This is a genomic window from Janthinobacterium sp. GW456P, from assembly GCF_002127655.1.
In the GTDB taxonomy this organism is placed as follows: domain Bacteria; phylum Pseudomonadota; class Gammaproteobacteria; order Burkholderiales; family Burkholderiaceae_D; genus Janthinobacterium.
The window spans coordinates 83,677-104,414 of sequence record NZ_NEHB01000017.1 but is presented as its reverse complement, the minus strand read 5'-3'; the positions used below and the strand labels follow the sequence as shown (position 1 = coordinate 104,414).

Below are 20,738 nucleotides of genomic sequence, written 5' to 3'. Positions count from 1 at the left end.
GGCGGCCGCAACAGGCCCGGCCGCAAAATCCTTGCTTGCCTGCCAATTTATTTCATGAGAGCATGTTGTCCAAATAAAATGTATAGACAAGGCGGCCTGTCCTGGCAGCGCTGCCTTGGCCATTCCAGGAGATAGCTTGCAGCCCCCTTCCCTCTACGCCCTCGCCGGCAGCCTCAATTCCCTGTTCATCGTCATCAGCCTGTATGGTTTATGGTCGCAGCTGCAAAAAATCTGGCAGCGCAAGCGCGATGCCGGCATCGGCGCCGGCCAGACGACGGACATTTTGTCCATCAATCAGTTCAGCGTCAGCTTCCTCGCGTATTGCGCGTTCTTTGTGTACGGCTATTCCATCACGCCGTTCAACCACTACATCGTCTGGCCGCGCCTGGCAGCGTCCCTGATCGCGCTGGCCGTCCTGTATGAAATCGAGCGCGACCGCCGCAGCCGGGCATCGCGCCATGCGCTGCTGGCCTGCGCGCTGCTGCTGGGCGCCGGCGTGGCGGGGCTGGCCTTCGGCCCCACGTTCAGCGATGAAAAGCGCCTGATCTCGCAAAGCCTGATCGTCGCCGTCACGGTGCTGCTGGCGCAGGGCTATGCGCACCAGATTCGCCTCATTTACCGGTCGGGCAGGACGGGCGCCGTGTCGTTAAAGATGAGCCAGTTCATCCTGGCGATGGATGTCAGCACCATCTTTTTTGCCTGCGTCATGGGCCTGTCGACGGGCTGGCCCTTGCTGCTGCTCGCCTGCGTCAGCGCCACGACCAAATTGATCATCATGTGGCTGTTCCGCTGGGAGAAGACCAGTCCCGCAGCCCGGGTGAAACGGCAGACTCCGGCCTGACGCTAGAATGGCGGCATCGCCACCTTGTTGAAAGCACCGCCATGCATGCCGCCATCCCCATCCTGCGCATCTTTTCCGAAGAAAAGGCGCGCGAGTTCTACCTCGGCTTCCTCGGCTTTACCCTGGACTGGGAACACCGCTTCGAGCCCACGGCGCCGCTGTACCTGCAGGTGACGCGGGGCGAGCTGGTGCTGCACCTGTCCGAACATTATGGCGACGCGACGCCGGGCGCGGCGCTGCTGATCCCCGTCGACGACGTCGCCGCCCTGCACGCGGAACTGCAGGCCAGGGATTATCCGTATGCGCGGCCCGGCATCCGCGACGAGGACTGGGGCCACATCCTGGAAGTGGCGGACCCGTTCGGCAACCGGCTGCGCTTCTGGCAGCGCAGCGAGTAAGCTTACTGGCCGCTCAGCGCCCGCATTTCCGCATACAGGTTGGCCTTGCCCTCGAAGCCGATGCCGACCAGGTCCGGCATCGTGATATGGCCATTTTCGACGCGCACGCCATCGGGAAAACCGCCGAAGGGCTGGAATAAATCCGGATACGACTCGTTGCCGCCCAGGCCCAGGCCGGCCGCGATATTCAGGGACATCTGGTGGCCGCCGTGCGGGATGCAGCGGCTGCGCGACCAGCCGTGCTGGTGCAGCATGTCCAGGGTGCGCAAATATTCCACCAGGCCGTAGCTGAGGGCGCAGTCGAACTGCAGCCAGTCGCGGTCGGCGCGCATGCCGCCGTAGCGGATCAGGTTGCGCGCATCCTGCATGGAAAACAGGTTCTCGCCCGTCGCCATCGGCTTGTCGTAATAGCTGCGCAAGGTCGATTGCAGCTCGAAGTCGAGCGGGTCGCCCGCCTCTTCGTACCAGAACAGGTCATATTCACGCAGCGCCTTGGCGTAAGCGATCGAGGTATCGAGATCGAAGCGGCCGTTCGCATCCACGCACAGCTTCTGCCCATCCTGCAGCACCTCCATGATGGCGTCGATGCGGCGCAAATCCTCGTCCAGCGAGGCGCCGCCGATCTTTTTCTTGACCACCGTGTAGCCACGGTCGACATAGCTGCGCATCTCGTCCTGCAGGGCGGAAAGGCTCTGGCCCGGATAGTAATAGCCGCCGGCCGCATACACGAAGACCTGTTTGTCAGGCACGCCCGTGCCGTGGCGCTCGGCCAGCAGCTGGAACAGCGGCTTGTTCTCGATCTTCGCCACGGCATCCCAGATGGCCATGTCGATGGTGCCGATGGCCACCGAGCGCTCGCCGTGGCCGCCCGGCTTTTCATTGGTGTACATGCAATCCCACACCTTGTGCGGATCGAGGTTGCTGCCGTCGTCCGTGACGAGCGAGACGGGATCGGCATCGAGGATGCGGGGAATGAAGCGCTCGCGCATCAGCATGCCCTGGCCGTAGCGGCCATTCGAATTGAAGCCGTAGCCGACGACGGGCTTGCCGTCGCGCATCACGTCCGTGATGACGGCCACCAGGCTTAACGTCATCTTCGTGAAATCGATGTATGCATTGCGGATGGGCGAGGAAATGGGGATGGTCTTTTCGCGGATTTCGACGATTTTCATGCGGCTCTCCTGTGGCTGAAAACAATGACGCCAGCTTACCCGCGATACAAAGCCATATAATCGATATCAATTTAAAGCATTATTCACTTGAAGTGAAAGATGAACCAATGAAAACGGACGCCACCACGGAAATGGCCTTCTTTGTGCTGCTGGCCAAGCTGGGCAGCCTGTCGGCCACGGCGCGCGAGCTGGGCATCACGCCACCCGCCGTCAGCAAGCGATTGGTGCTGATGGAACAGCGCCTGGGCGTACGCCTGCTGAACCGCAGCACGCGGCGCATCAGCCTGACGGGCGATGGCGAAAACTATTTGCAACAGGCGCGGCAAATCCTCGACGATATCCGCGCCATGGAAGAGTCGCTGGCCAGCGGCGGCGCCGAGCCGCGCGGACTGCTGCGCGTGAATGCCACCTTGGGCTTCGGGCGCACGGTGATCGCGCCCCTGCTGTCGCAATTCGCGCTGCGCCACCCGCAGCTGGAAGTGCAGCTGCAGCTGACGGACAGCCCCATCAACCTGGTCGAGCAGGCGTACGACCTGGGCATCCGCTTCGGCGACTTGCCCGACACGCGCCTGTCGGCGCGGCGCATCATGTCGAACCGGCGCTTCCTGTGCGCTTCGCCCGCCTACCTGCAGGCGCACGGCACGCCGCACACCCCCGACGAGCTGGCGCGGCACCGCTGCATCGTGCACCGGCAGAACGACGACGCCTACGGCATCTGGCGTTTGAGCCGCGGCCGCGCCACGCACACGGTGAAAGTGCGCGGCACGGTGGCCAGCAACGATGGCGACGTGGTGCTGGGCTGGGCCCTGGACGGCCACGGCATCCTGCTGCGTTCGGAATGGGACCTGGCGCGCTACCTCGACAGCGGCCGCCTGCGCGTGGTGCTGGCCGACTATGCGCTGGCGCCGGCCGACCTGTACGCCTATTATCCGAGCCGCCACCAGCTGCCCGCCAAAGTGCGCGCTTTTATCAATTTTCTCATCCAGCAATTGCAGCCGGACTCGGCCACAGCAGCAGAATCAGGTTAAACTACAATATTGCGATATGGCAATATTATGAAGGAGTAGGTTTTGCTAGTCATACTCGGATTTCTCGTCGTGCTGTTTTCCGTCTTCGGCGGTTTCGCCATGCAGGGGGGACACTTGGGCGCCCTGTTCCAGCCGCTGGAGCTGCTGATGATCGGCGGCGCCGCGCTGGGCACCTTCTTTGTCGGCAACGACGCCAAGGCCATCCGCGCCACGTTCGCCGCCCTGCCCACCCTGTTCCACGGCTCGCAATACACGAAGGCGCGCTACATGGAGCTGATGGGGTTGATGTATGAAATCCTCAGCAAGATCCGCAAGGAAGGCCTGATGTCGGTCGAAGACGATATCGACGACCCCTATCGCAGCGCCATCTTCGTGAAATACCCGTACACGCTCGGTGACGAGCACATCCTGGAATTCATCACCGATTATCTGCGCCTGATGGTGTCGGGCAATATGGACGCCTACCAGATCGAAAACCTGATGGATAACGAGATCGAAACGCACCATGAAGATGCGGAAATGCCGATCCAGACGATTTCGCAGCTGGCCGACGCCATGCCCGCCTTCGGCATCGTGGCCGCCGTGATGGGCGTGGTGCACACGATGGCCTCCGTCGGCTTGCCGCCGGCCGAGCTGGGCGTGCTGATCGCGCAGGCGCTGGTGGGCACCTTCATCGGCATCTTGCTGGCCTACGGCTTCATCGCGCCGCTGGCCAGCTTGCTGCGCCGCAAGCACCATGAAACGGCGAAGATGTACCAGTGCGTGAAAGTGACGTTATTGGCCAGCCTGAACGGCTACGCCCCGGCGCTGGCCGTGGAATTCGGCCGCAAGGTCATTTCCGCCACGGAACGCCCCTCGTTCAGCGAACTGGAAAACCACGTGCGCCAGGTGCGCACGAAGAACTGATACGGCCTGTCCCGCTTGCTCGGCGCGTCAGGCTTCGGGCGCCGTCCAGACCAGGTTCCACAGGTGGCCGTCGATATCCTCGAAGCCCTGGTCGTACATGAAGCCATGGTCTTCGGGCGGATGCGGTATACGGCCACCGGCGGCGACGGCCTTGGCAATCAGGCTGTCCACCTCTTGCCGGCTTTCGCAACTGAGGCAAATGACGACTTCATTGGCCTGCCTTGCATCCGCGAGCGGCTTGCCGGTCAGGGACTGGAAGAACGGTTCGGTCGTCAGCATGGCCTCGATGCTGCCTTCGACGATGTTCATGAACGCCGCGTTCTCGCCGCTGAAGCGGGGATTGAAGGTGAAGCCGAGAGCGGAAAAGAAAGCCCTGGATTTATCCAGGTCTTTTACGGGCAGGTTGAGGATGATCTGTTTGTTCATGGCGTTTCCCTGCTTCCTTGGTGAAGGTGGAATGGGCAAGCGGTGCGCCTTCCCTGCGATGGTGGACGCATACAAAATCGACACACTTGCGAAAAAATCGTTCCTCCAGAATATCAATAAATACTGAAGAAAGGCGCGGACTATGCTCAGGGCGTGCCCTCGATGCCGGCGGCGGCGCGGGCCAGGCTTGAGCGCGCGCCAGCCACCGCGCGCAGGCGTTCTTCCAGATAGGCGCTCACGCGCGGATGCTGGCTGAAGGCGACGTTGAAGCGGATGTGCCGGTCGGGCGTGTCGCTGGCCGAGAACGCGGCGCCGCGCATCAGCAGGATCTTGTTGCGGTAGGCGTCCTGCACCAGCAAGTCCACGTCCAGCCCTTCGGGCATGGAGCCCCACAGGAAAATGCCCGCATCGCCGGGCTGCTCGAACAGCACGCCGGCCGCGCTCAGCTGCCGCGTGCTGGCGTTGCGCGCCACCATGATCTTGCGTTGCAGCCGCTCCAGGTGCTTGCGCAGATTGCCGGCCTTGAGCACTTCCAGCAGCACGTATTCGTTCAGCGCAGGCAAGGTCATGACAGCGTGGATCTTGGTGCGCATCAAGGGCTTGAGCAGGGCCGGCGCCGCGGCCAGGTAGCCCATGCGCAGGGCCGGGCTCAGCGCCTTGCACAGACTGGAATAGTAGATCACGCCATCCAGTCCGGACAGCGATGCCAGCCGCGTGCTGTGGCCCGGCTGGAAATGGCCGTGCACGTCGTCTTCGGCGATCAGGAAGCCATGTTGCTGCGCCATGATCAGCACCTTGTGCAGGTTGGCGGCGCTGCTGCTCCACCCGGTGGGATTGTGCAAGGCCGTCTGCACGAACAGCAGGCGCGGACGGTGCGCGCGGCAGGCCGCTTCCAGTTCGTCCAGGTCGAGGCCGTCGGGGCGGCGCTGGATGGGCACCAGGCGCACGCCGTCCTGGCGCAGCCGGCCAAACATCAGGAAGTATCCGGGGTCTTCCACCAGCACCGTATCGCCGGGCTGCAGGAAGGTGCGGCAGATCAGATCGATCGCATGGGTGCCGCCGAACGTGGTGAGGATGTGGCTCGCGTCCGCCGCGATGCCGATGCCGCGCATCAGCAGCGCGATCTGCTCGCGCAGTTCGGCCAGCCCTTGCGGCGGGCAGCGCGAAGCCATGCCGGCCGCGCTGCGCGCCAGGCCGCGTTGCACGGCCGCCGCCGGCAGCGCATCCTGCAGCCAGGTGGGCGGCAAGGCGCCGCTGCTGGCCAGCAGCACGCCCGGCCGCTGGTCGTTCACTTGCTGGCTCAGCCAGACCGGCTCCTGCTCCTGGCCCGCTTCCAGCGCCACCTCGTCGGGAATGGCGCGGCTGGCGTCAGCCGGTGCGCAGACGAAGAAGCCGGTCGTGCCGTGCGTATCGATGACCCCTGCGGCCACCAGCCTGTCATACGCGACCACCACGGTGTTGGTGCTGACCGCGAGCTGCGTGGCGAGCTGGCGTATCGACGGCAGCCTGGTCCCGCCAGGCAGAACGCGTTGCGCGATCTGCTGGCGCAATGCGGCCTCGATCTGCTTGAACAGGGCGATGGGTGAGGAGCGGTCGATGGCGAACATGGCGCAAGTCTAGCGTAAAAACATCACGGCGAGCACCAGCAGGATGGCACCCATCGTCAGATTGAAGATGCGCTGCTTGCGCGGCGCTTTCAACACGCCGCGGATCGACACGCCGAACAGCGCCCACATGGCGTTGCACGGCGCCCCCACCACGGTGCCGGTCACGGAAACCAGCAGCGCGCTGGCGAGCATGTTGCCGTGCACGGGCATGAAGACCGACGCCATGGTGACCGCCTTGAGCCAGCTCTTCGGGTTCAGCGCCTGAAACAGCGCCGCCTGCGCAAACGACACGGCCTTCGGCGCGCTGCTTCCCGCCACCGAGGCGCCGGCCAGCTTCCAGGCCAAAAACACCAGGTACAGCGCGCCCGCGATCCGCAGTAGCTGCTGCGCCATCGGGTAGGCGACGAACACGCTGCCCAGCCCCACGCACATGAGCATGGTCTGCACGAAAATGCCGGCCTGGATGCCGAGGATCACCGGCAGCGCACCGCGATAGCCGAAATTGGCGCCGGTGGTGGCCAGCATGACGTTGTTCGGCCCGGGGGTGGCGGACATCACAAAGCAATAGCTCATCAGGGGCAGGAGTTCGGTCATGGCAGGCAGTCGCAGGTGGAGAAGGCCCCAGTCTAGGAGCGCGGCCCGGCGGCGACAAGACACAAGGCGCCGCGTACAGGCACATGCTGTATCAGTCGGGCGACGGCTACAGCGGCGACAGGGACCGCCCCGCCCAGGCCCCTGCCACGCCCCATCAGGCTCTCATATGCCTGGAACCATGGATCAAAACTGAGCTAGCGGTAGCGCTTTACCTAAATGGCACCGTCTGCTTTCGCCCCGAAGCAGACCTTCGCGACAGCACTGCAAGCATGTTCTTATGCTTTCGGGAGATCCCGCGAACGGAAATCCGTCTCCATGATTTCGACCAAACCCAGTGCCTGATGCATCACAAGCACTGCTGCTCGGTAAAAGGCCGCTTGGGAGGAACTAACCTCATCAACTATTACCTCATTGACCCAGATACTGCCTGTTGATGGAAACGAGGGAAAATACCGGTCGAGTCCATGTTGCAGGCCTCTCAAAATCGCGTCCGCGTACTCCACAGGTGGCTCAACTTTAAAGTGGATACCCGGCACTTGGTTGTAATGAAATTGCACCCTCAATCCTGCGGACTGGAACCGTGGGCCGAGATGCTGGTTAAACGACACGGTGTGCTCAACTTCTCCAGGGTGGTTTCTTGGCATGGTGATCTACACAGAGTTGATTAATTTCGAACGGCTGCTTTTGGCCGGTTGCCGTCGTTGGTCGGTTACGCCCCATTTCGGACGTTCGTGAACTAGAACTCTACTGACGTTTTTATGGCACCGTTACCCATCAGGCGTGCATTGTGATAGCTAGCAGAGGCGCTCGCCCTGCTTCTTCGCATCGTTCATTTACAAAAGCAGCGCACTTAAGCAGCTCATCATACAATGCAGGACATCTAGTCTTGAAGGATGATGCGCCGTCAATGACCAAAGCCAAACTCTCACCTGCAGCGACATGTACAGATGACATCTGTGCCGACGGCTCGTCGAGGTATCCCATGCAGTCAATCCATGCGTTCATATTTCTCCCGTAGAAATCTGGGAACCCACAAGCATCAGAGAAAACCGAGTGAAAGGTCTCGTCGTCGACTATCAGGTTTGAATTAATTCGAATTGAGTGCATAGGAAATTTCTGCTCTGCTCACGGAGACTCGAACGGCCGCTCTTGGCCGCTTGCCGTCGTCGGCGGTTTCAGCCCCATTGGGGACATTGGTAAAGACTCAAAGCAGCGTTCCGATGTTCTGGCTACTAGGGCACGCTAGCTCATTTGGTCCGGCGGACTATGGGGCAGTGCTGCGATTCGCTCCAGTTCCGATCTAAGTCCAAATGCATTGATTGCATGTTGGAGTCCGTACGCTGCAAATGAAACGGCATCGGGGATTCTCCCTTCCACTTCGCGCAGACGCGCGAGTACAAGAGCTAAGCGAACGTTCGTTATCCCAAATCCACTGAACTCCATCGGACCTTCCACCAAGTGTTCCACTTTCATTGTGTCGAGTGAAGAGGCCGGCATCGACATCGCATCAAACACCGGGCGACCGTATGCCACGTAGACCTTGGCTGCATCGTTCATTGCCCTTTCAAGTGATGCCTGATCATCATAGCGCCACCACTGATCTGCCCCGGATTCCGACAATCGCCTCCTGAACTCACACGCGGACTCAGCGATCTTCTTTGGGGCGGATGCGTTACCTAGTACATCAGGAACTGCAACTGGTTGAATAACAAGATTGATCGCGAACTGTCCTCCATACCTCGCCCCCTGAATATTGACCACATGGATTTGACCATCCCGAGTGCGGCGGAACGTCCTTCCATATCCCGTAAAGCCTTCTGCACGAAGTTCTGGAGCCAAGTGAACCTTAATAATGGTCTCGATACGCGTAGTTTCAATGGACATTGTGTTTCCCAAAATTCAAAGTAACAGGCTACTGGTAGACATAGCGTAGAGCCAGACCGTAATGCTGCGCGAAATGAATAGCGACACCGCCATTCAACTCGCGACTTTGTCGTCCCATGAAATGAACGACCGCTTCTGGCCGTTAGCTGAAAAATTATTCGTCGGCATATGGAATCATATCGATCTCAGGAAAGGACGTTGTGTAGCCCCCCAATCTCGAAATCTATAATACATAGTCATTGCCTCGAATGAACTCTTCGCATCAACAGTCCATTCCAACCGTGCGTCTGAGGGGCAGGTCTGCCATTCTGACACAAGCCCAGCTATGCGAATCCCCAAGCTGAAGTCTCTGCGTAAGCTCAGCGTCAATACGCATACACAGCATAGTAAGTAGTGCCGTATTAACAGTTAGTACTGCACGGTTTGCTGTGAGTCTGAACACCTAGGCTGAGATCGTGTCCGAATGGCAGACCTGACCCCGCCCCGGATTGCCCAGGCGGCCAGCCTTTCACTGCCAGAGGCTGAATCTGCTGAATAGCTGATTGAATCTTCCACAAGAGCATTATTTTATCTTCCATTTTTTCTTGCTCGCGCGAGTGACCGCTTCTGGAGTGACCGCTTCTGGCCGCCAGCGGCCGATGAGCATATCGAATTACCAAGCGAGAAAAGTCACGCAATGCCACGTAAACGCGAATGGCTGCTTCTGGCCGATTTCAGCCGATTTATATCACAGCAATCTTCGATAAACGAGGAAGCCAGACTTCTCAGCAATCCCGTCGTACAGTCGCATTGCGGTAGCGTTCGTCTCGTGCGTCTGCCAGTACACTCGGTGGCATCCAGCGGCTGCGGCTTCGACATAGACCCGTTCAATAAGACAGCGGGCAACACCCTGCCCCCTAACCGATACAGTAGTGAACAGATCTTGTAAATAGCAGCTAGGACCGATCTGAATTGTGCTTCGGTGGTATAGAAAATGAGCAAACCCCACCACCTTATCCTCCTTCACGGCTACCAAAGCATGCATCGGTTCGTAGGCGTCAAAAAAACGTGACCAAGTCATCAAAGTCGTTTTTTCAGGTAGCGCGGTTTCACCGTGGCGACCGTAGAACTCATTGTAACCAAGCCACAATGCCTGCCACTCATGAAAATCGCTGTCTTTTACCTCGCGAACGAAAGTGCCGAAAGTATTGATTACATTCTCCATCGTCCTTTCCCCATGTTGTGAAAAAAAAGTCGACATTGCGAAGGTCAGCTTCTGGCCGGCTGCTGTCGTTAGCAGGTTCCGCCCCAAAGTTGACTCTCAAATCCTACCAGCGAGCTATGCAATCATCAGCGTTGCGTTGTCAAACGACTCATCGTCCAATGCTAAAATCACTGCACGCATCAGTTGACAATGCGTAGGCGGCAATTCGTGGCCTTTGTGTGATGTATTCCAGTGTTTGTATAGCAGCTCCAACTCCACCTTAAAAGCAGTAAGCGTGGCACCCGAAAGGCAGAATCCCGCCTCAGAATCAGCTCGTTCTGTAATTGTACTAATCGTTGGCAGCCCGATATCGAAGCTTGCGGCTTCCCAATAGAGATACACGGTCTGAGCGGAACCTAAGTACAGACTGATGGTTGGCTCAATCGCTGTAGACTGTTTAAATATCATCAGATGATAGGCCACTTAGTACCTTTAAGTCGCGAGTTGGGCATCCGCTGCTGGCCGCCTTGCGACAGCCAACTACGTCCAAAGCAGACGCGCGTCGGAGCGCTAAAGCATATCCGAGTCGGTTGCAAGATTGGGCATACTGCGTTTAGCTTTCCATGGAAATTTCCTCGATGGCACCTGTTTCATCGAATCGGACGCTAAGTACGTAATTTGTGACCTTGCCAGGCAAAGTAAAATCGAACACATCAATACCGTTCTCATCCTCGTCCCCCCAGTGAGACTTCAATTCCAAGAGGCCAAGAACCTGTTCGGGTTCGGGGGACGTAGTGGCCAGATTCGACTGCCAATAGGTGGCGTCCAACTCTTCGAGGTGGTGAGAGACGAATAGAGTTCCACCGTATTCATCAGCTTCGGTACCGAACGCATCACGAATCGCGGCTAGCGCAGACATCTCACGCCGCTTAATTTCATCTAACTGTGGTTGCACTACGTTCTCCTAAAAGGTGTCCAATTTTCACTGGGGATACAGTTTTGCCCCTCGTGGTCGAATCTGACTGACCGCTACTGCCCGGTTTCTGTCATCGGCAGGTTCCGCCCCAAGGCGAACACTGCTATACGCGCTTAATGATGTGAATCTGCCCCCGCTTTTGAAGCATCTTGGAAGCCGCGACGGCGAGCGCATCATCCTCAATGATGCGTGCCATTAGACCACCACTCTCGTCAAGATAGCCGACGAGATGACTGTCAAGGGAGAGCCAGCGGTCTAAAGTTATGCCATTAACCGTCAGTGCTTGAATTACATCTTCGTCTTTAATTTTCACGATGCAACAATATCCTGTTTTGGTTGTTTCTCTGCAAGGGCGGTTTTGAAAGACCGCTTCTGGCCGGTTGCCGTCGTTGGCGGATGCCGCTCCATAGCGAACAGATTCCATTACATGCTGGCGATCCAGTCTTCAAATTCTTTCGCCAAATCTGGCGGATTGGCCAATCGCGTTTGTACAGCAATCTCATCATAGTATTCGAGTTCATGCACGACAATCGGGATCGGGCGTGAAAAGCCCTTTTCGATAACGCCGTTTTCATGAAGTGCCCGTGCGATCCGAACACATGCGTCTACAAAGTAGGCGTTGATGTCGCCCCCAATGCGCATACACCGATCAAAGTCGGCTTCCTCATCTTCATCTGTGTACCATAGCCCTCGTGCCTTCAGAAGCTCTTCCAGCAGTTGGCCGCCTTCCGTATCGGGTTCACCAATGTATTTCAATTCGTTCTGGAGCCAAAAGGCAAAGTTCCATTTCGCTTCTGCGGCATCGGACGCTGAGGGCGTGCATTCCGTCAAATGCGTCAATGTATTGTAGCCAAGTTGCAGAACCGGATAACGCGGATCGTCGTCGTTATCGTAAATGAAGAATGACAATGCATAAATATCCGGAATGGTCGACGTATCGATGTTTGCCAACGCGGCACAAATGTGGCAGTAAGAGAATTGTTCAAAATCATTCATAGGCTTCGTTTCCTCGTGTGGACATACGGATTCGATGTTACGGCGTCCGCTTCGGGCCGCCAGCGGCCCGTGAGCATAACGAATTAGCAAGCGAGATAAGTCACACATTGTCACGTCAACTTGAATGTCTGCTTCTGCCCGGTTGCCGTCGTTGCCGCGTTCCGCCCCATTGCGGACCTTCATTTATTGCCTCGGCCACTGTCGTGGAAGCGGGACGCCGGACGAAAACCTCCAGGTGCTACGGTCAAGCGATACCAAACCATCCCGGAATGGAATCCTCACTGCGTCGCCCATAAACCAAACCCGAAGATCAAGCCAAAAATCTCCTAGAAGAATTTCGTTTATTTCATCTGCCACCACGCCATCCGAAAATGGGTATTCCATTCGTTCAAGTACCAACGTTCCGTTGCTCTTAAGCCGATACGCCGACACATAACCACGCCATAACGCTGTGCATTCAGTCATCTTCGTTTCGTCGGCCGATGACACAAATACATAATTAGATGACTTTCTCGGCTCATCAATGTCTCCGATGCAGACACCGTACAACTGCAAGCCCGACAGTAAAATAGATTCGACATCAACAATCAAGATATCGGGACATTGCGCAGTCATGTTGGCTCCTAAAAATTTCGATTGTCTGCTACTGGCCGATAGCGGACGGCCGAAATCGCTCGGCCCATGAAGTCATTGTATTCATGACAAGCAAGTGGTTCTATCAGGCGCTTCCAGCCCTCCTCAGGCCATTTACGGCGTCGCCGCCGTCTCCTCCGGGCAGCTGAGCTCGTCCTCCTGCGTGTACAAGGTCATCGGCACGCGCTGGCCGTCGACTTCCAGCTCGCGCACTTTCGGCGGCACCAGCTGGAATTCGCCCGCCTGCAGTTTTTCGCGCAGGGGCTTGCAGCGCAGGGCGTCGGTGGGGATTTGCCCGCGCGCGGTCCAGCTGCCGTCGTCCTTTTCCGCCAGCAAGACGGATGAGGCGCGCGGGTCATTGCTGATCAGCAGCACTTCCTGCTTGCCGTCGCCATCGAAATCGAGCAGGTAGGCATCGCACTGTGGCCCTGCCCGCTTCAAGCAGGCGGGCAAGCGCCAGGCCGGGCTCACTTGCGTCCAGTCCTGGCGCAGGAAACTCTGCGGCAGCTTCGCCGTTGCCGGACGCAGGGTGAGGTTGATCGATACGTCGCTCAGCGCACCCGTCTCGTCGAGCCGGTTCTGGCGCTTGAGCATGGCCTCGGCACGGGCCCGCACGATGGCGGCGTCCGGGCCCGTCGTGCGCGTCTTGAGTTCCTGCAAGGCCGCCTGGCCGTAGCGGGCGCCCTGGAAGCGCAAATATTCGAAATCGAACTTGTCCACGCCAACCTTGCCGCTCTCCAGGCGCGCCATCTGGCTGGCCACGGAAATGCGCGCCGGGTCGGCCAGCGGCGAGAACAAGGCGAACAGCACCAGCAGGGTAACAAAGGCCGTGGCCACGTTGACGTTGGCAATCAGGTGCAGCCAGTCGCCGTACTTGCTGGCCGCCCAGGCATAGCCGGCGGCGTAGCAGGTGGCGATCAAGAGGCAGGCGCAAGCGATCAGGCGGTCGGACGTCCAGCCATGCGACATCACGCGCAGGGTCAGCGCATAGATGGCGATGCCGACCACCCACGGCAGCAGCAAACATGCCAGGCGCGTGCCCAGTCGGATGCCGCGCGCCACGCCATGGCCCACTTCGCCATTCTGGAAGGCGGCATTGATCAGCACCACCAGCACCCCGGCCATGCCCAGCAACACGGATGCCGCATGGCGCGTGGCCCACAGGCGCTCGAAGCCGATGAATGGCAGGGTCAGCAAGAAACCGGAAACGAGCACGGCGGCGATCGGCACCAGCCACGACAGCAGCACCAGCAGCAAGGTGCGGATGCCGCGCACGATGGATGGGCGCACGTCCGTGATGTGAATGGCGAACGAAAACGCGAAGCAGATGACGGGAATCACGAACCACGCCTGGCCCAGCAGCTTTTTCAGGAAACTGAGCTTGATCAACAGAAACAGCTGCCCGCCCAGCCACAGCACCAGCCACAGACCCAGCACGAACAGCAGGGAAAACAGCAGCTGGATGCCCAGCTTCCAGGCGATTTCAAAGTAGGTGGGATAGCGCGCGATGCGCTGGCCATCCTGGGCACTGGCCAGCACGAGCGCGTGGGCAATATACAAGCCCACCACGCAGAAGCCGAATAGCTGGGCGGAAATGACGCGCAGCGGCGCGCCCGGCTTGTAATTACCCCAGATCACATGTTCGGCGCCGCGCGCCACGTCATGCCAGGCCAGCACGGCCAGCACGACAGCCGCGCCCGCCATCCACAGGGCGATGCGTTTCACCGACATGTGGCCCAGGCTGGACACCAGCAGGATGGGCAGCAGCAGGCTGATCAGCATCAGCGGACCCAGCAGGTAGGCTTCCGTCGCGGGCCACACCTTGTCTTGCGCCGTGCTGTACAGCCAGTACAGCAGCAAGCCTTGCAGCAGGCCCGCCACCAGGCGCGTCACCGCGATGCGCGGCGCCACCACCGGATCGAGCAACGCCATGTTTTTTCCAGCGGCATCCTGCTGCATAGTCATTCCTTTAATAGTCGTTTATTGCTGTAAAGCACGCCCATTATTGCATTTCGTTATATTCATCTCAACAGCGATTCGTGCGCACGCCCTTCCCGCCCGGCCACGGCGCCGTGCAGAGGCAGGCTTTGCGCGAGGCCCCAGGCCAGTTCCGGCACGATGAACAGCCACAGCACGGGCTGGCCCGTCACCAGCAAGGCCCACGCCATCCAGGTGGAAAACAGGTAGCGGGCCGCCGCGTCATAGCGGCCGAAGCGCGGCTGCGGGTCGAGCATGCGCAGCACCGACCAGACCATCACCACGCTGCCAAACAAGCTGCTGAACAGCAGATGCAAGGGTTCGAAGAGAGGCAGCGGCGCGCCGCCCAGGCCCACGTTGATAGCGTTCAAGTGCTCGCGCAGCAGCAAAAACGTCCACGGCGTGATAAACGGGGCAGTCATGAGCACATCATAAATGGCGCTGGCGCGCACCACACGGCGGAAGGCGGAAACGGACAACATGGGGGAACTCCTGTCAGTGGAAAGCGCCCATGATCGAGGCTGGAGTACACTCCAGGGTCAAGCATTTTATGAAAGAAAAGAACCATGCAGATCGGCGAGATGGCACAGGCGACGGGCTTGAGCCGCGATACCCTGCGCTTCTATGAAAAACGGGGCTTGCTGCGCGCGCGGCGCGGCGCGAACGGCTACCGCGACTACCCGCCCGAAGCGGCCGACTGGCTGCGCTACCTGCGCACGGCGCAGCAGCTGGGCTTTACCCTGGCGGAAATCGAAGCCGACATGCCGCTGCTGGCGGCCGCAGGCGATCCCGCCACGGCGGATCTGCTGCGCGCGGCGCTGGCGCGCAAGCTGGGCGAAATCGATGCGCGCATCGATGGATTGACGCAGTTGCGCGGCGAACTGGTACGGCGTATGGGGGCGGCAGCGGCGGCGTGCCCATTGCGCGGAGATGCCGATGCAAATCCCTAAACTGCTGCCGTGGCTGTTCCTGCCGGGCGCTGGCGACGGTTCAGTGCGGCGAACCGGGCGATGAAGGTGTTGCATTGGCCTGTCCGCATGGAAGGCTCCCGTTGGTCTGCGATGCACAGTCAGACAGCAGGGACACAGGAAAATTCCCGGACGTCCCCTGCTGAGCGGGGACAGAGCCAAAAAAAACCGCCTGTGCATGGCAGCAGGCGGTTTGATGTCAGGCCAACCCGGCTTACTTGGCAGCCTTGCGGCGGCGCAGGAAACCCATCAGGCCCAGACCGGCCAGCAACATGGCGTAGGTTTCCGGTTCCGGCACGGCGGCCATCACGGACACGTTGTCGATGACGGCGCCCGAGTAATTGTCGAATGGCGTGCCGGCCTTGGCGGCACTGGCAAACGACAGGGTCGCCAGGCCAGTGGAAGCGGCAGTGAAGCTCAGGGTGTGGCTGTACAAGGTGTTCGACACGGCGGCGGTCGAGTAGAAATTACCGGCCGCGCCACCGAAATTGACGCTCACGCCCTGGCCTGCGGGGCCGCCGGAATTGCGCGCCATGTCAAAGCTCAGATTGTAAGTCTGGCCGGCAACGACATTGAAATTTTGCGACAGGAAACCAGGACCAGGCGTGCCCAGCATATCGACGCTGTAGCCATCGATGGCGTTATACGCATTGCGGATCAGGTCGACGGAGCTGGCGCCCACGGTCCAGCCCGTGATGGCCGAAGAGCCGCTGTTGACGACTTTAAAACCGCTGTCGAAGGTGTAGCCGGAAGCGACCGTGTCAAAATTGCCGTTCGTAATCAGGTTGACTGGGCTGGCGCTGGCGCTGGCGCTGGCTGCGGCAAACAGGGCGACAACTGCTGCGATGGTGGCGATTTTCATGATCTGATTTCCTTGCTTTATCGATATTAAAGTTTCCTTAAGTGAAATCATATCTCAGCCATGATGAAAATCAAAGAACTTTGCAGAAATATATTGAATGTAGATAATTTGCAACGTTTTCAGGCGCACTACGCCGTCAATCGAGTTCTTGCCTCGCCACCAGGATGCCGTCCGCATCGGCATAGATCCAGTCGCCCGGATGCACGGCCACGCCACTGAGCTGCACGCGCACGTCGCGCTGGCCAGCGCCCGTCTTGTTGCTCTTGCGCGGATGCGTGGCCAGGGCGCGCACGCCGATCTGGCAGACATTGATTTCCTCGCTGTCGCGGATGCAGCCATCGACAACGATGCCGGCCCAGCCATTGCTTTCGGCCAGCACGCCCAGTTGACCGCCCACCAGCGCGCGGCGCAGGCTGCCGCCGCCATCGATGACCAGCACGTGGCCCTGGCCCGGCGTTTCCAGCGTGCTGCGCACGAGGGCGTTGTCCTCGAACACTTGCAAGGTGGTGGCGGGCCCGCTGAAACGCACGCGCTGGCCGAAAGCGCGGTACACGGGCGGCAGCACGGCCAGGGTGCCGTCGTCGAGCATGGCAGCATAGTCGTCGCACAGGTCGGTGGTGGCAAAGGTCATGGGGACTCCTTTCGTAGCAGATGGCAACGATTCTATGCCTTTTGCAGCGCGGCGGCACGCGTTTTGCCGCCCACTCCCACGGCCGTGGCAATCGCCAGCGCCTGGAACAGGCCTATAAACACGAACAACAGGGCCGGATGGTCGCCATCCATCAGCGCGCCAAAGAACAGGGGACCGACGGCCAGGCCGCTGTCGAGGCCCGAATACACGACGCCATACACGCGCCCGGTGGCATTCTTCGGCGCCGCCGCGCGTATCATCAGGTCGCGCGACGGTCCCGCCACGCCCGACGTCAAGCCGATGGCGCCCATCAGCACCACCGCGCCCCAGGCCGGCACGACGGCCATGGACAGCAGCACGGCCAGCAGCGCGGCGGCGGAAAAGGCGATCGCCACGTTGCGGTCCGGTTGCTTGCTGCGCGCGCCCACCACGCCGCCGGCCAGCATGCCCACGGCCGAGGCCAGCATATAGGCCGTGTAGGCGCTGGTGGCCAACGCCAGGCTCATGCCGTACAGCTTGACGAGGGCCACGCTGGCAAAGCTCTGAATGCCGCCCAGGGCGATGGCGGTAATGAAGAAGAAGGCAAAGCACATCCACACGGCAGGCAGGCGCAGAAAATCCAGGGTGCCTTCACCGCCAGCCGGCTGACCCGCTGCGGCCTTCTTGACAGACGCGGGGCGGATGGCGTGACGGTTCAGGAACAGGATCAGCAGCACGCCGAACGGCAGCACGGCCGCGCATTGCAGCGCGATTCGCCAGTCATAATGGGTGGCGACATACGTCATGAACAGCGGTGCCAGGGCCCAGCCGATGTTGCCGCTGATGCCATGCACGGAAAAACCGTAGGCCACGCGGGCCGCCGAGACGCGCTGGTTGAGGATCGTGTAGTCCGCCGGATGGAACACGCTGTTGCCCATGCCAGCCAGCATGGCGCCCAGCATCAGCGCGGCATAGCTGTGCGCGGTGGACAAGGCCAGCGCCGATATGCCCAGCAGAAAGACGCCGGAAAACAACACGGCGCGGGCGCCGAAGCGGTCGACGACAAAACCGGCCAGCGCCTGCCCCACGCCCGAGATGATGAAAAACACCGTCATCAGCAGGCCCAGCTCCGCATATGACAGATCGAATGCGGGTTTCAGCCAGACGAACAGGGCCGCCAGGATCAGATGGTAGAAATGCGACACGCCATGCGCCAGCCCCACCAGGGCGATGACGCGCGCATCGCTGCGCAAGGTTGGAAGTTCGGACGCTGAGTTAGTTGTTATCATGTCATACCCTGTCTTATACTGGTGAAGCTCAAGTGTATGCAAAATATCATCGTCTGTTTTCCGACAGGATGACATAATTTATCGAATTAAGGCCAAGCTGATGGGTGTACCTATCCTCCACCATACCCGCATGTGTCCGCCGCGGGAAGCGCCCAGCGCGACCATCCCCGTGACGATGATCGCGCGCGACCTGCAACCCGATGAATTCTTGTTACCGCATACCCACCCCTGGGGTCAGGTCACGATGGCGCTCGAAGGGGTACTGCGCATCACTGCCAACAACAGCAGCTGGGTGCTGCCGCCCATGCGCGCCATCTGGATCGCGCCCAATGTGGAGCATGCCGTCACGATACTGGAAAAAACCCGCTTGCGCCCCCTGTGCATCCATGCCGCACGCGCGCCGTTCGCGGGCCAGGATTGCAAGGTACTGGAAGTGTCGAACCTGCTGCGCCAGCTGATCATGGCACTGGAACAGCTGGATCCGGGCCAGGAACCGGCGCGCGAAGCGCTGCTGGCCGAACTGATCCTTGATGAATTGAAACGCTCGGCCACGCGCCCCATCCGCGTCCCCTTGCCCAGCGACAAGCGCCTGAAGACCCTGTGCGACAGCCTGATCGAGAAACCGGGCCTGAATCAGACCTTGGAACACTGGGCGCAGCTGGTCGGCGCCTCGGAACGCACCCTGGCGCGGCTGTTCGAACGCGAATTGGGCATGAGTTTTGGCCAGTGGCGCCAGCAGGTGCGCCTGGCGCACGCGGCGCCCCTGATCGCGCGCGGCGTGCCGTTGTCGCAGGTGGCCGAAGAACTGGGCTACGCCAGCCAGTCGGCCTTTTCCGCCATGTTCAAGAAGACCTTCGGCAGTTCGCCGTCGGCATTCTTTGCCCAGAGCGAGCGCTCTTAAGCCATAAAGTCGAAGAGCGAATTTTTACCGGTATAGCCCGGCAAGGCCGAGTTCGTTCCCATCTGCTCCTGGGCCGAATAGGCTTTGATCAGCGCCTGCGCCTGGGCCGTCAGCGCCTTGGCCAGCACGGCTTTCTTGTTGGTCAGCGTGGTGATGTCCTTGCCGACTGTCTGCACTTCTTTGCGGATGATGCTCGTTTCGCCTGTCAACTCGCCGATCTTGCTGGAAAACTGGTCGGCCACGCCCTTGCCGTTATTCGTAAACAACTTGCTGACGGCATCAGGGTCGGCAGCGATGGCGGCCTTGAGTTTTTTATCGTCGAGCACCAGTTCTCCGCTCTTGCCCAAGGTCACGCCAGCACTGCTGAGGATGGAGGCGGGCACGCCTGTGCTGGCCGTGCGCAGCACTTGCTCCATCTGCGAACGCACCTGACCCAGGGCGGTGTCGGATTTCAAGTCGCCCTGCTGCAGACTTTGCAGCTTGCTGTTGAGTTCATTGTAGGCCGTGACGAAGCTGGCCACGTTGGTCGCGATCTGGCTGCTGTCCTTGGCGATGACGAGATCGGTCGTGCCTTTTTTCTTCAATTCGATGGTGGCGCCCTCGACAGCCGTCGTCAGGGTATTCGTGGCGCTCTTGATTTCCTTGCCGTCGACGGTAAGCAGCGCATCCTGCGCGGCGGCGGTTTGCTGCAGGCCCTTGCCGGCGCCAGGCGCGTAGCTCAGCAGGTTGCTGACGGCCGCGTCGCCGGACACGCTGATGCGCATGCTGCTGTCGGCGCCGCTCTTGCCATTGATGGCCAGCGAGTAGCCATCGGCGCCCTTCACCACGCTGGCGTCGACGCCCTGCTGCTTGAGCGCGGCGGCGATGCCGTCGAGGCTATTGTTGCTGCTGTCGATGGTCAGCGAAATGATCTTGCCGCTGCCGGGCGTAAATTGCTTGCCGTCGGCCGTGCCTACCTCGATCTTGACTAGCGCCGGCGCACCGGTGCCGATCGCCGCGCTCGACGATTTCTGCACGCCGCTCTGCAAGGTCTGCCCCTGCGCCAGCTGCTTGACGTTCAGCTCATGGCTGCCGCTGACGGCCTTGTCGGTGGTGGTGGCGCTCAGCACATCCTTGGCGCTGGACGTGGCCGACGTGGCCAGGCCGCTGCCGGCCATGTTCTTGGCCACGGTCTGGAATTTTGCCAGCGCCGATTGCAGCTGGCCCAGGCCCGAAAACTTGGCCTGGTCGCGCGCCAGGCTGGCGTTGAGCTTGACGACGCCCGTGTTCTGCGACTGCATCTGGCGCTCCACCTTCGCATACACATCGGCCGAAATATTGCCCTGCGTCGTCTGCTGCGTGTTGTTGGTAAAGGCCCTGCTGTTGATGGTCGAATTAAACATGGTAGGCGTTCCCGTCGGGTGTAAGGTCAAGGCACACGGTTCAGGTCTTGACCGTGCTGCGCTGGAAACGGACGGCAGGCGCGCGTGGCGCGGCAAGGTCCCTCT

The 20,738-nt window shown here is 60.1% G+C and carries 24 protein-coding genes; 6 read left to right on the top strand and 18 right to left on the bottom strand.

The window, feature by feature from the left end; translation table 11 throughout:
* The first annotated feature begins 136 nt into the window (after window positions 1–136).
* Both CBW66_RS17310 and CBW66_RS17305 read left to right on the top strand, forming a co-directional pair.
* A complete protein-coding gene (locus CBW66_RS17310) occupies window positions 137–841 on the top strand; it encodes a hypothetical protein (RefSeq protein ID WP_086139322.1) in 705 nt (234 codons plus the stop codon).
* A 41-nt stretch (window positions 842–882) separates the two neighbouring features.
* On the top strand, window positions 883–1,239 hold the full coding sequence (locus CBW66_RS17305; protein ID WP_086139321.1) for a glyoxalase superfamily protein: 357 nt from the start codon (window positions 883–885) through the stop codon (window positions 1,237–1,239).
* Between the two features lie 2 nt (window positions 1,240–1,241).
* Here CBW66_RS17305 and CBW66_RS17300 read toward each other — a convergent pair whose 3' ends face one another.
* Entirely contained in the window at window positions 1,242–2,411 is a 1,170-nt protein-coding gene (locus CBW66_RS17300) for a mandelate racemase/muconate lactonizing enzyme family protein (protein ID WP_086139320.1), read from the bottom strand.
* Between the two features lie 107 nt (window positions 2,412–2,518).
* Here CBW66_RS17300 and CBW66_RS17295 point away from each other — a divergent pair, with 107 nt between their 5' ends.
* Window positions 2,519–3,439 carry a LysR family transcriptional regulator gene (locus CBW66_RS17295; RefSeq protein ID WP_086139319.1) on the top strand — a complete coding sequence of 307 codons (921 nt, stop codon included), beginning with the start codon at window positions 2,519–2,521 and terminating at the stop codon, window positions 3,437–3,439.
* Between the two features lie 42 nt (window positions 3,440–3,481).
* Window positions 3,482–4,345 carry a flagellar motor stator protein MotA gene (gene motA / locus CBW66_RS17290; RefSeq protein WP_035820336.1) on the top strand — a complete coding sequence of 288 codons (864 nt, stop codon included), beginning with the start codon at window positions 3,482–3,484 and terminating at the stop codon, window positions 4,343–4,345.
* Window positions 4,346–4,372: 27 nt separating this feature from the next.
* On the opposite strand, the gene CBW66_RS17285 is transcribed toward motA, so the two are convergent.
* The 13 genes from CBW66_RS17285 to CBW66_RS17230 form a co-directional block, all read right to left on the bottom strand.
* On the bottom strand, window positions 4,373–4,771 hold the full coding sequence (locus tag CBW66_RS17285) for a VOC family protein (protein ID WP_086139318.1): 399 nt from the start codon (window positions 4,769–4,771) through the stop codon (window positions 4,373–4,375).
* Between the two features lie 146 nt (window positions 4,772–4,917).
* On the bottom strand, window positions 4,918–6,378 hold the full coding sequence (locus CBW66_RS17280) for a PLP-dependent aminotransferase family protein (RefSeq protein ID WP_086139317.1): 1,461 nt from the start codon (window positions 6,376–6,378) through the stop codon (window positions 4,918–4,920).
* A 9-nt stretch (window positions 6,379–6,387) separates the two neighbouring features.
* Window positions 6,388–6,972, bottom strand: coding sequence for a LysE family translocator (locus CBW66_RS17275; RefSeq protein WP_086139316.1), 585 nt, complete (start codon window positions 6,970–6,972; stop codon window positions 6,388–6,390).
* Between the two features lie 774 nt (window positions 6,973–7,746).
* The gene (locus CBW66_RS29805) at window positions 7,747–8,079 is read right to left on the bottom strand and encodes a barstar family protein (protein ID WP_086139314.1); all 333 of its coding nucleotides are present in this window, start codon (window positions 8,077–8,079) and stop codon (window positions 7,747–7,749) included.
* Between the two features lie 135 nt (window positions 8,080–8,214).
* The gene (locus CBW66_RS17260; RefSeq protein ID WP_086139313.1) at window positions 8,215–8,856 is read right to left on the bottom strand and encodes a DUF4304 domain-containing protein; all 642 of its coding nucleotides are present in this window, start codon (window positions 8,854–8,856) and stop codon (window positions 8,215–8,217) included.
* A gap of 727 nt (window positions 8,857–9,583) precedes the next feature.
* Window positions 9,584–10,060 carry a GNAT family N-acetyltransferase gene (locus tag CBW66_RS17255; RefSeq protein ID WP_086139338.1) on the bottom strand — a complete coding sequence of 159 codons (477 nt, stop codon included), beginning with the start codon at window positions 10,058–10,060 and terminating at the stop codon, window positions 9,584–9,586.
* A 114-nt stretch (window positions 10,061–10,174) separates the two neighbouring features.
* The gene (locus tag CBW66_RS28575) at window positions 10,175–10,522 is read right to left on the bottom strand and encodes a hypothetical protein (protein WP_139841714.1); all 348 of its coding nucleotides are present in this window, start codon (window positions 10,520–10,522) and stop codon (window positions 10,175–10,177) included.
* Between the two features lie 130 nt (window positions 10,523–10,652).
* The gene (locus CBW66_RS17250) at window positions 10,653–10,994 is read right to left on the bottom strand and encodes a DUF2004 domain-containing protein (RefSeq protein ID WP_205701141.1); all 342 of its coding nucleotides are present in this window, start codon (window positions 10,992–10,994) and stop codon (window positions 10,653–10,655) included.
* A gap of 124 nt (window positions 10,995–11,118) precedes the next feature.
* Window positions 11,119–11,439 (bottom strand): hypothetical protein, encoded by a 321-nt coding sequence (locus tag CBW66_RS17245; protein ID WP_139841713.1) that lies wholly within the window; start codon window positions 11,437–11,439, stop codon window positions 11,119–11,121.
* Complete coding sequence (locus tag CBW66_RS17240; RefSeq protein WP_139841712.1) at window positions 11,439–12,194, bottom strand: hypothetical protein; 756 nt, start codon at window positions 12,192–12,194, stop codon at window positions 11,439–11,441. The genes CBW66_RS17245 and CBW66_RS17240 overlap by 1 nt, the downstream gene beginning before the upstream one ends.
* Complete coding sequence (locus CBW66_RS28570; protein WP_139841711.1) at window positions 12,195–12,626, bottom strand: hypothetical protein; 432 nt, start codon at window positions 12,624–12,626, stop codon at window positions 12,195–12,197.
* Window positions 12,627–12,758: 132 nt separating this feature from the next.
* Window positions 12,759–14,603: a DUF4153 domain-containing protein gene (locus CBW66_RS17235; RefSeq protein ID WP_230491964.1), complete on the bottom strand. Its 1,845-nt coding sequence runs from the start codon at window positions 14,601–14,603 to the stop codon at window positions 12,759–12,761.
* 62 nt (window positions 14,604–14,665) lie between these two features.
* Window positions 14,666–15,103, bottom strand: coding sequence for a hypothetical protein (locus tag CBW66_RS17230; RefSeq protein ID WP_086139309.1), 438 nt, complete (start codon window positions 15,101–15,103; stop codon window positions 14,666–14,668).
* An 84-nt stretch (window positions 15,104–15,187) separates the two neighbouring features.
* On the opposite strand from CBW66_RS17230, the gene CBW66_RS17225 reads away from it, so the two are divergent.
* The gene (locus tag CBW66_RS17225) at window positions 15,188–15,571 is read left to right on the top strand and encodes a MerR family transcriptional regulator (RefSeq protein WP_086139308.1); all 384 of its coding nucleotides are present in this window, start codon (window positions 15,188–15,190) and stop codon (window positions 15,569–15,571) included.
* A 232-nt stretch (window positions 15,572–15,803) separates the two neighbouring features.
* On the opposite strand, the gene CBW66_RS17220 is transcribed toward CBW66_RS17225, so the two are convergent.
* From CBW66_RS17220 to CBW66_RS17210, 3 genes are all read right to left on the bottom strand, one after another.
* Window positions 15,804–16,451 carry a choice-of-anchor C family protein gene (locus CBW66_RS17220; protein WP_086139307.1) on the bottom strand — a complete coding sequence of 216 codons (648 nt, stop codon included), beginning with the start codon at window positions 16,449–16,451 and terminating at the stop codon, window positions 15,804–15,806.
* 136 nt (window positions 16,452–16,587) lie between these two features.
* Window positions 16,588–17,082, bottom strand: a complete 495-nt coding sequence (gene rraA, locus CBW66_RS17215; protein ID WP_070223974.1) for a ribonuclease E activity regulator RraA — start codon at window positions 17,080–17,082, stop codon at window positions 16,588–16,590.
* A 32-nt stretch (window positions 17,083–17,114) separates the two neighbouring features.
* Entirely contained in the window at window positions 17,115–18,350 is a 1,236-nt protein-coding gene (locus CBW66_RS17210) for an MFS transporter (protein WP_086139306.1), read from the bottom strand.
* Between the two features lie 100 nt (window positions 18,351–18,450).
* Here CBW66_RS17210 and CBW66_RS17205 point away from each other — a divergent pair, with 100 nt between their 5' ends.
* Window positions 18,451–19,251 carry a helix-turn-helix domain-containing protein gene (locus tag CBW66_RS17205; protein ID WP_170932897.1) on the top strand — a complete coding sequence of 267 codons (801 nt, stop codon included), beginning with the start codon at window positions 18,451–18,453 and terminating at the stop codon, window positions 19,249–19,251.
* On the opposite strand, the gene fliD is transcribed toward CBW66_RS17205, so the two are convergent.
* A complete protein-coding gene (gene fliD / locus CBW66_RS17200; RefSeq protein ID WP_086139304.1) occupies window positions 19,248–20,633 on the bottom strand; it encodes a flagellar filament capping protein FliD in 1,386 nt (461 codons plus the stop codon). The two genes, CBW66_RS17205 and fliD, sit on opposite strands and share 4 nt — an antisense overlap.
* Window positions 20,634–20,738: the final 105 nt, after the last annotated feature.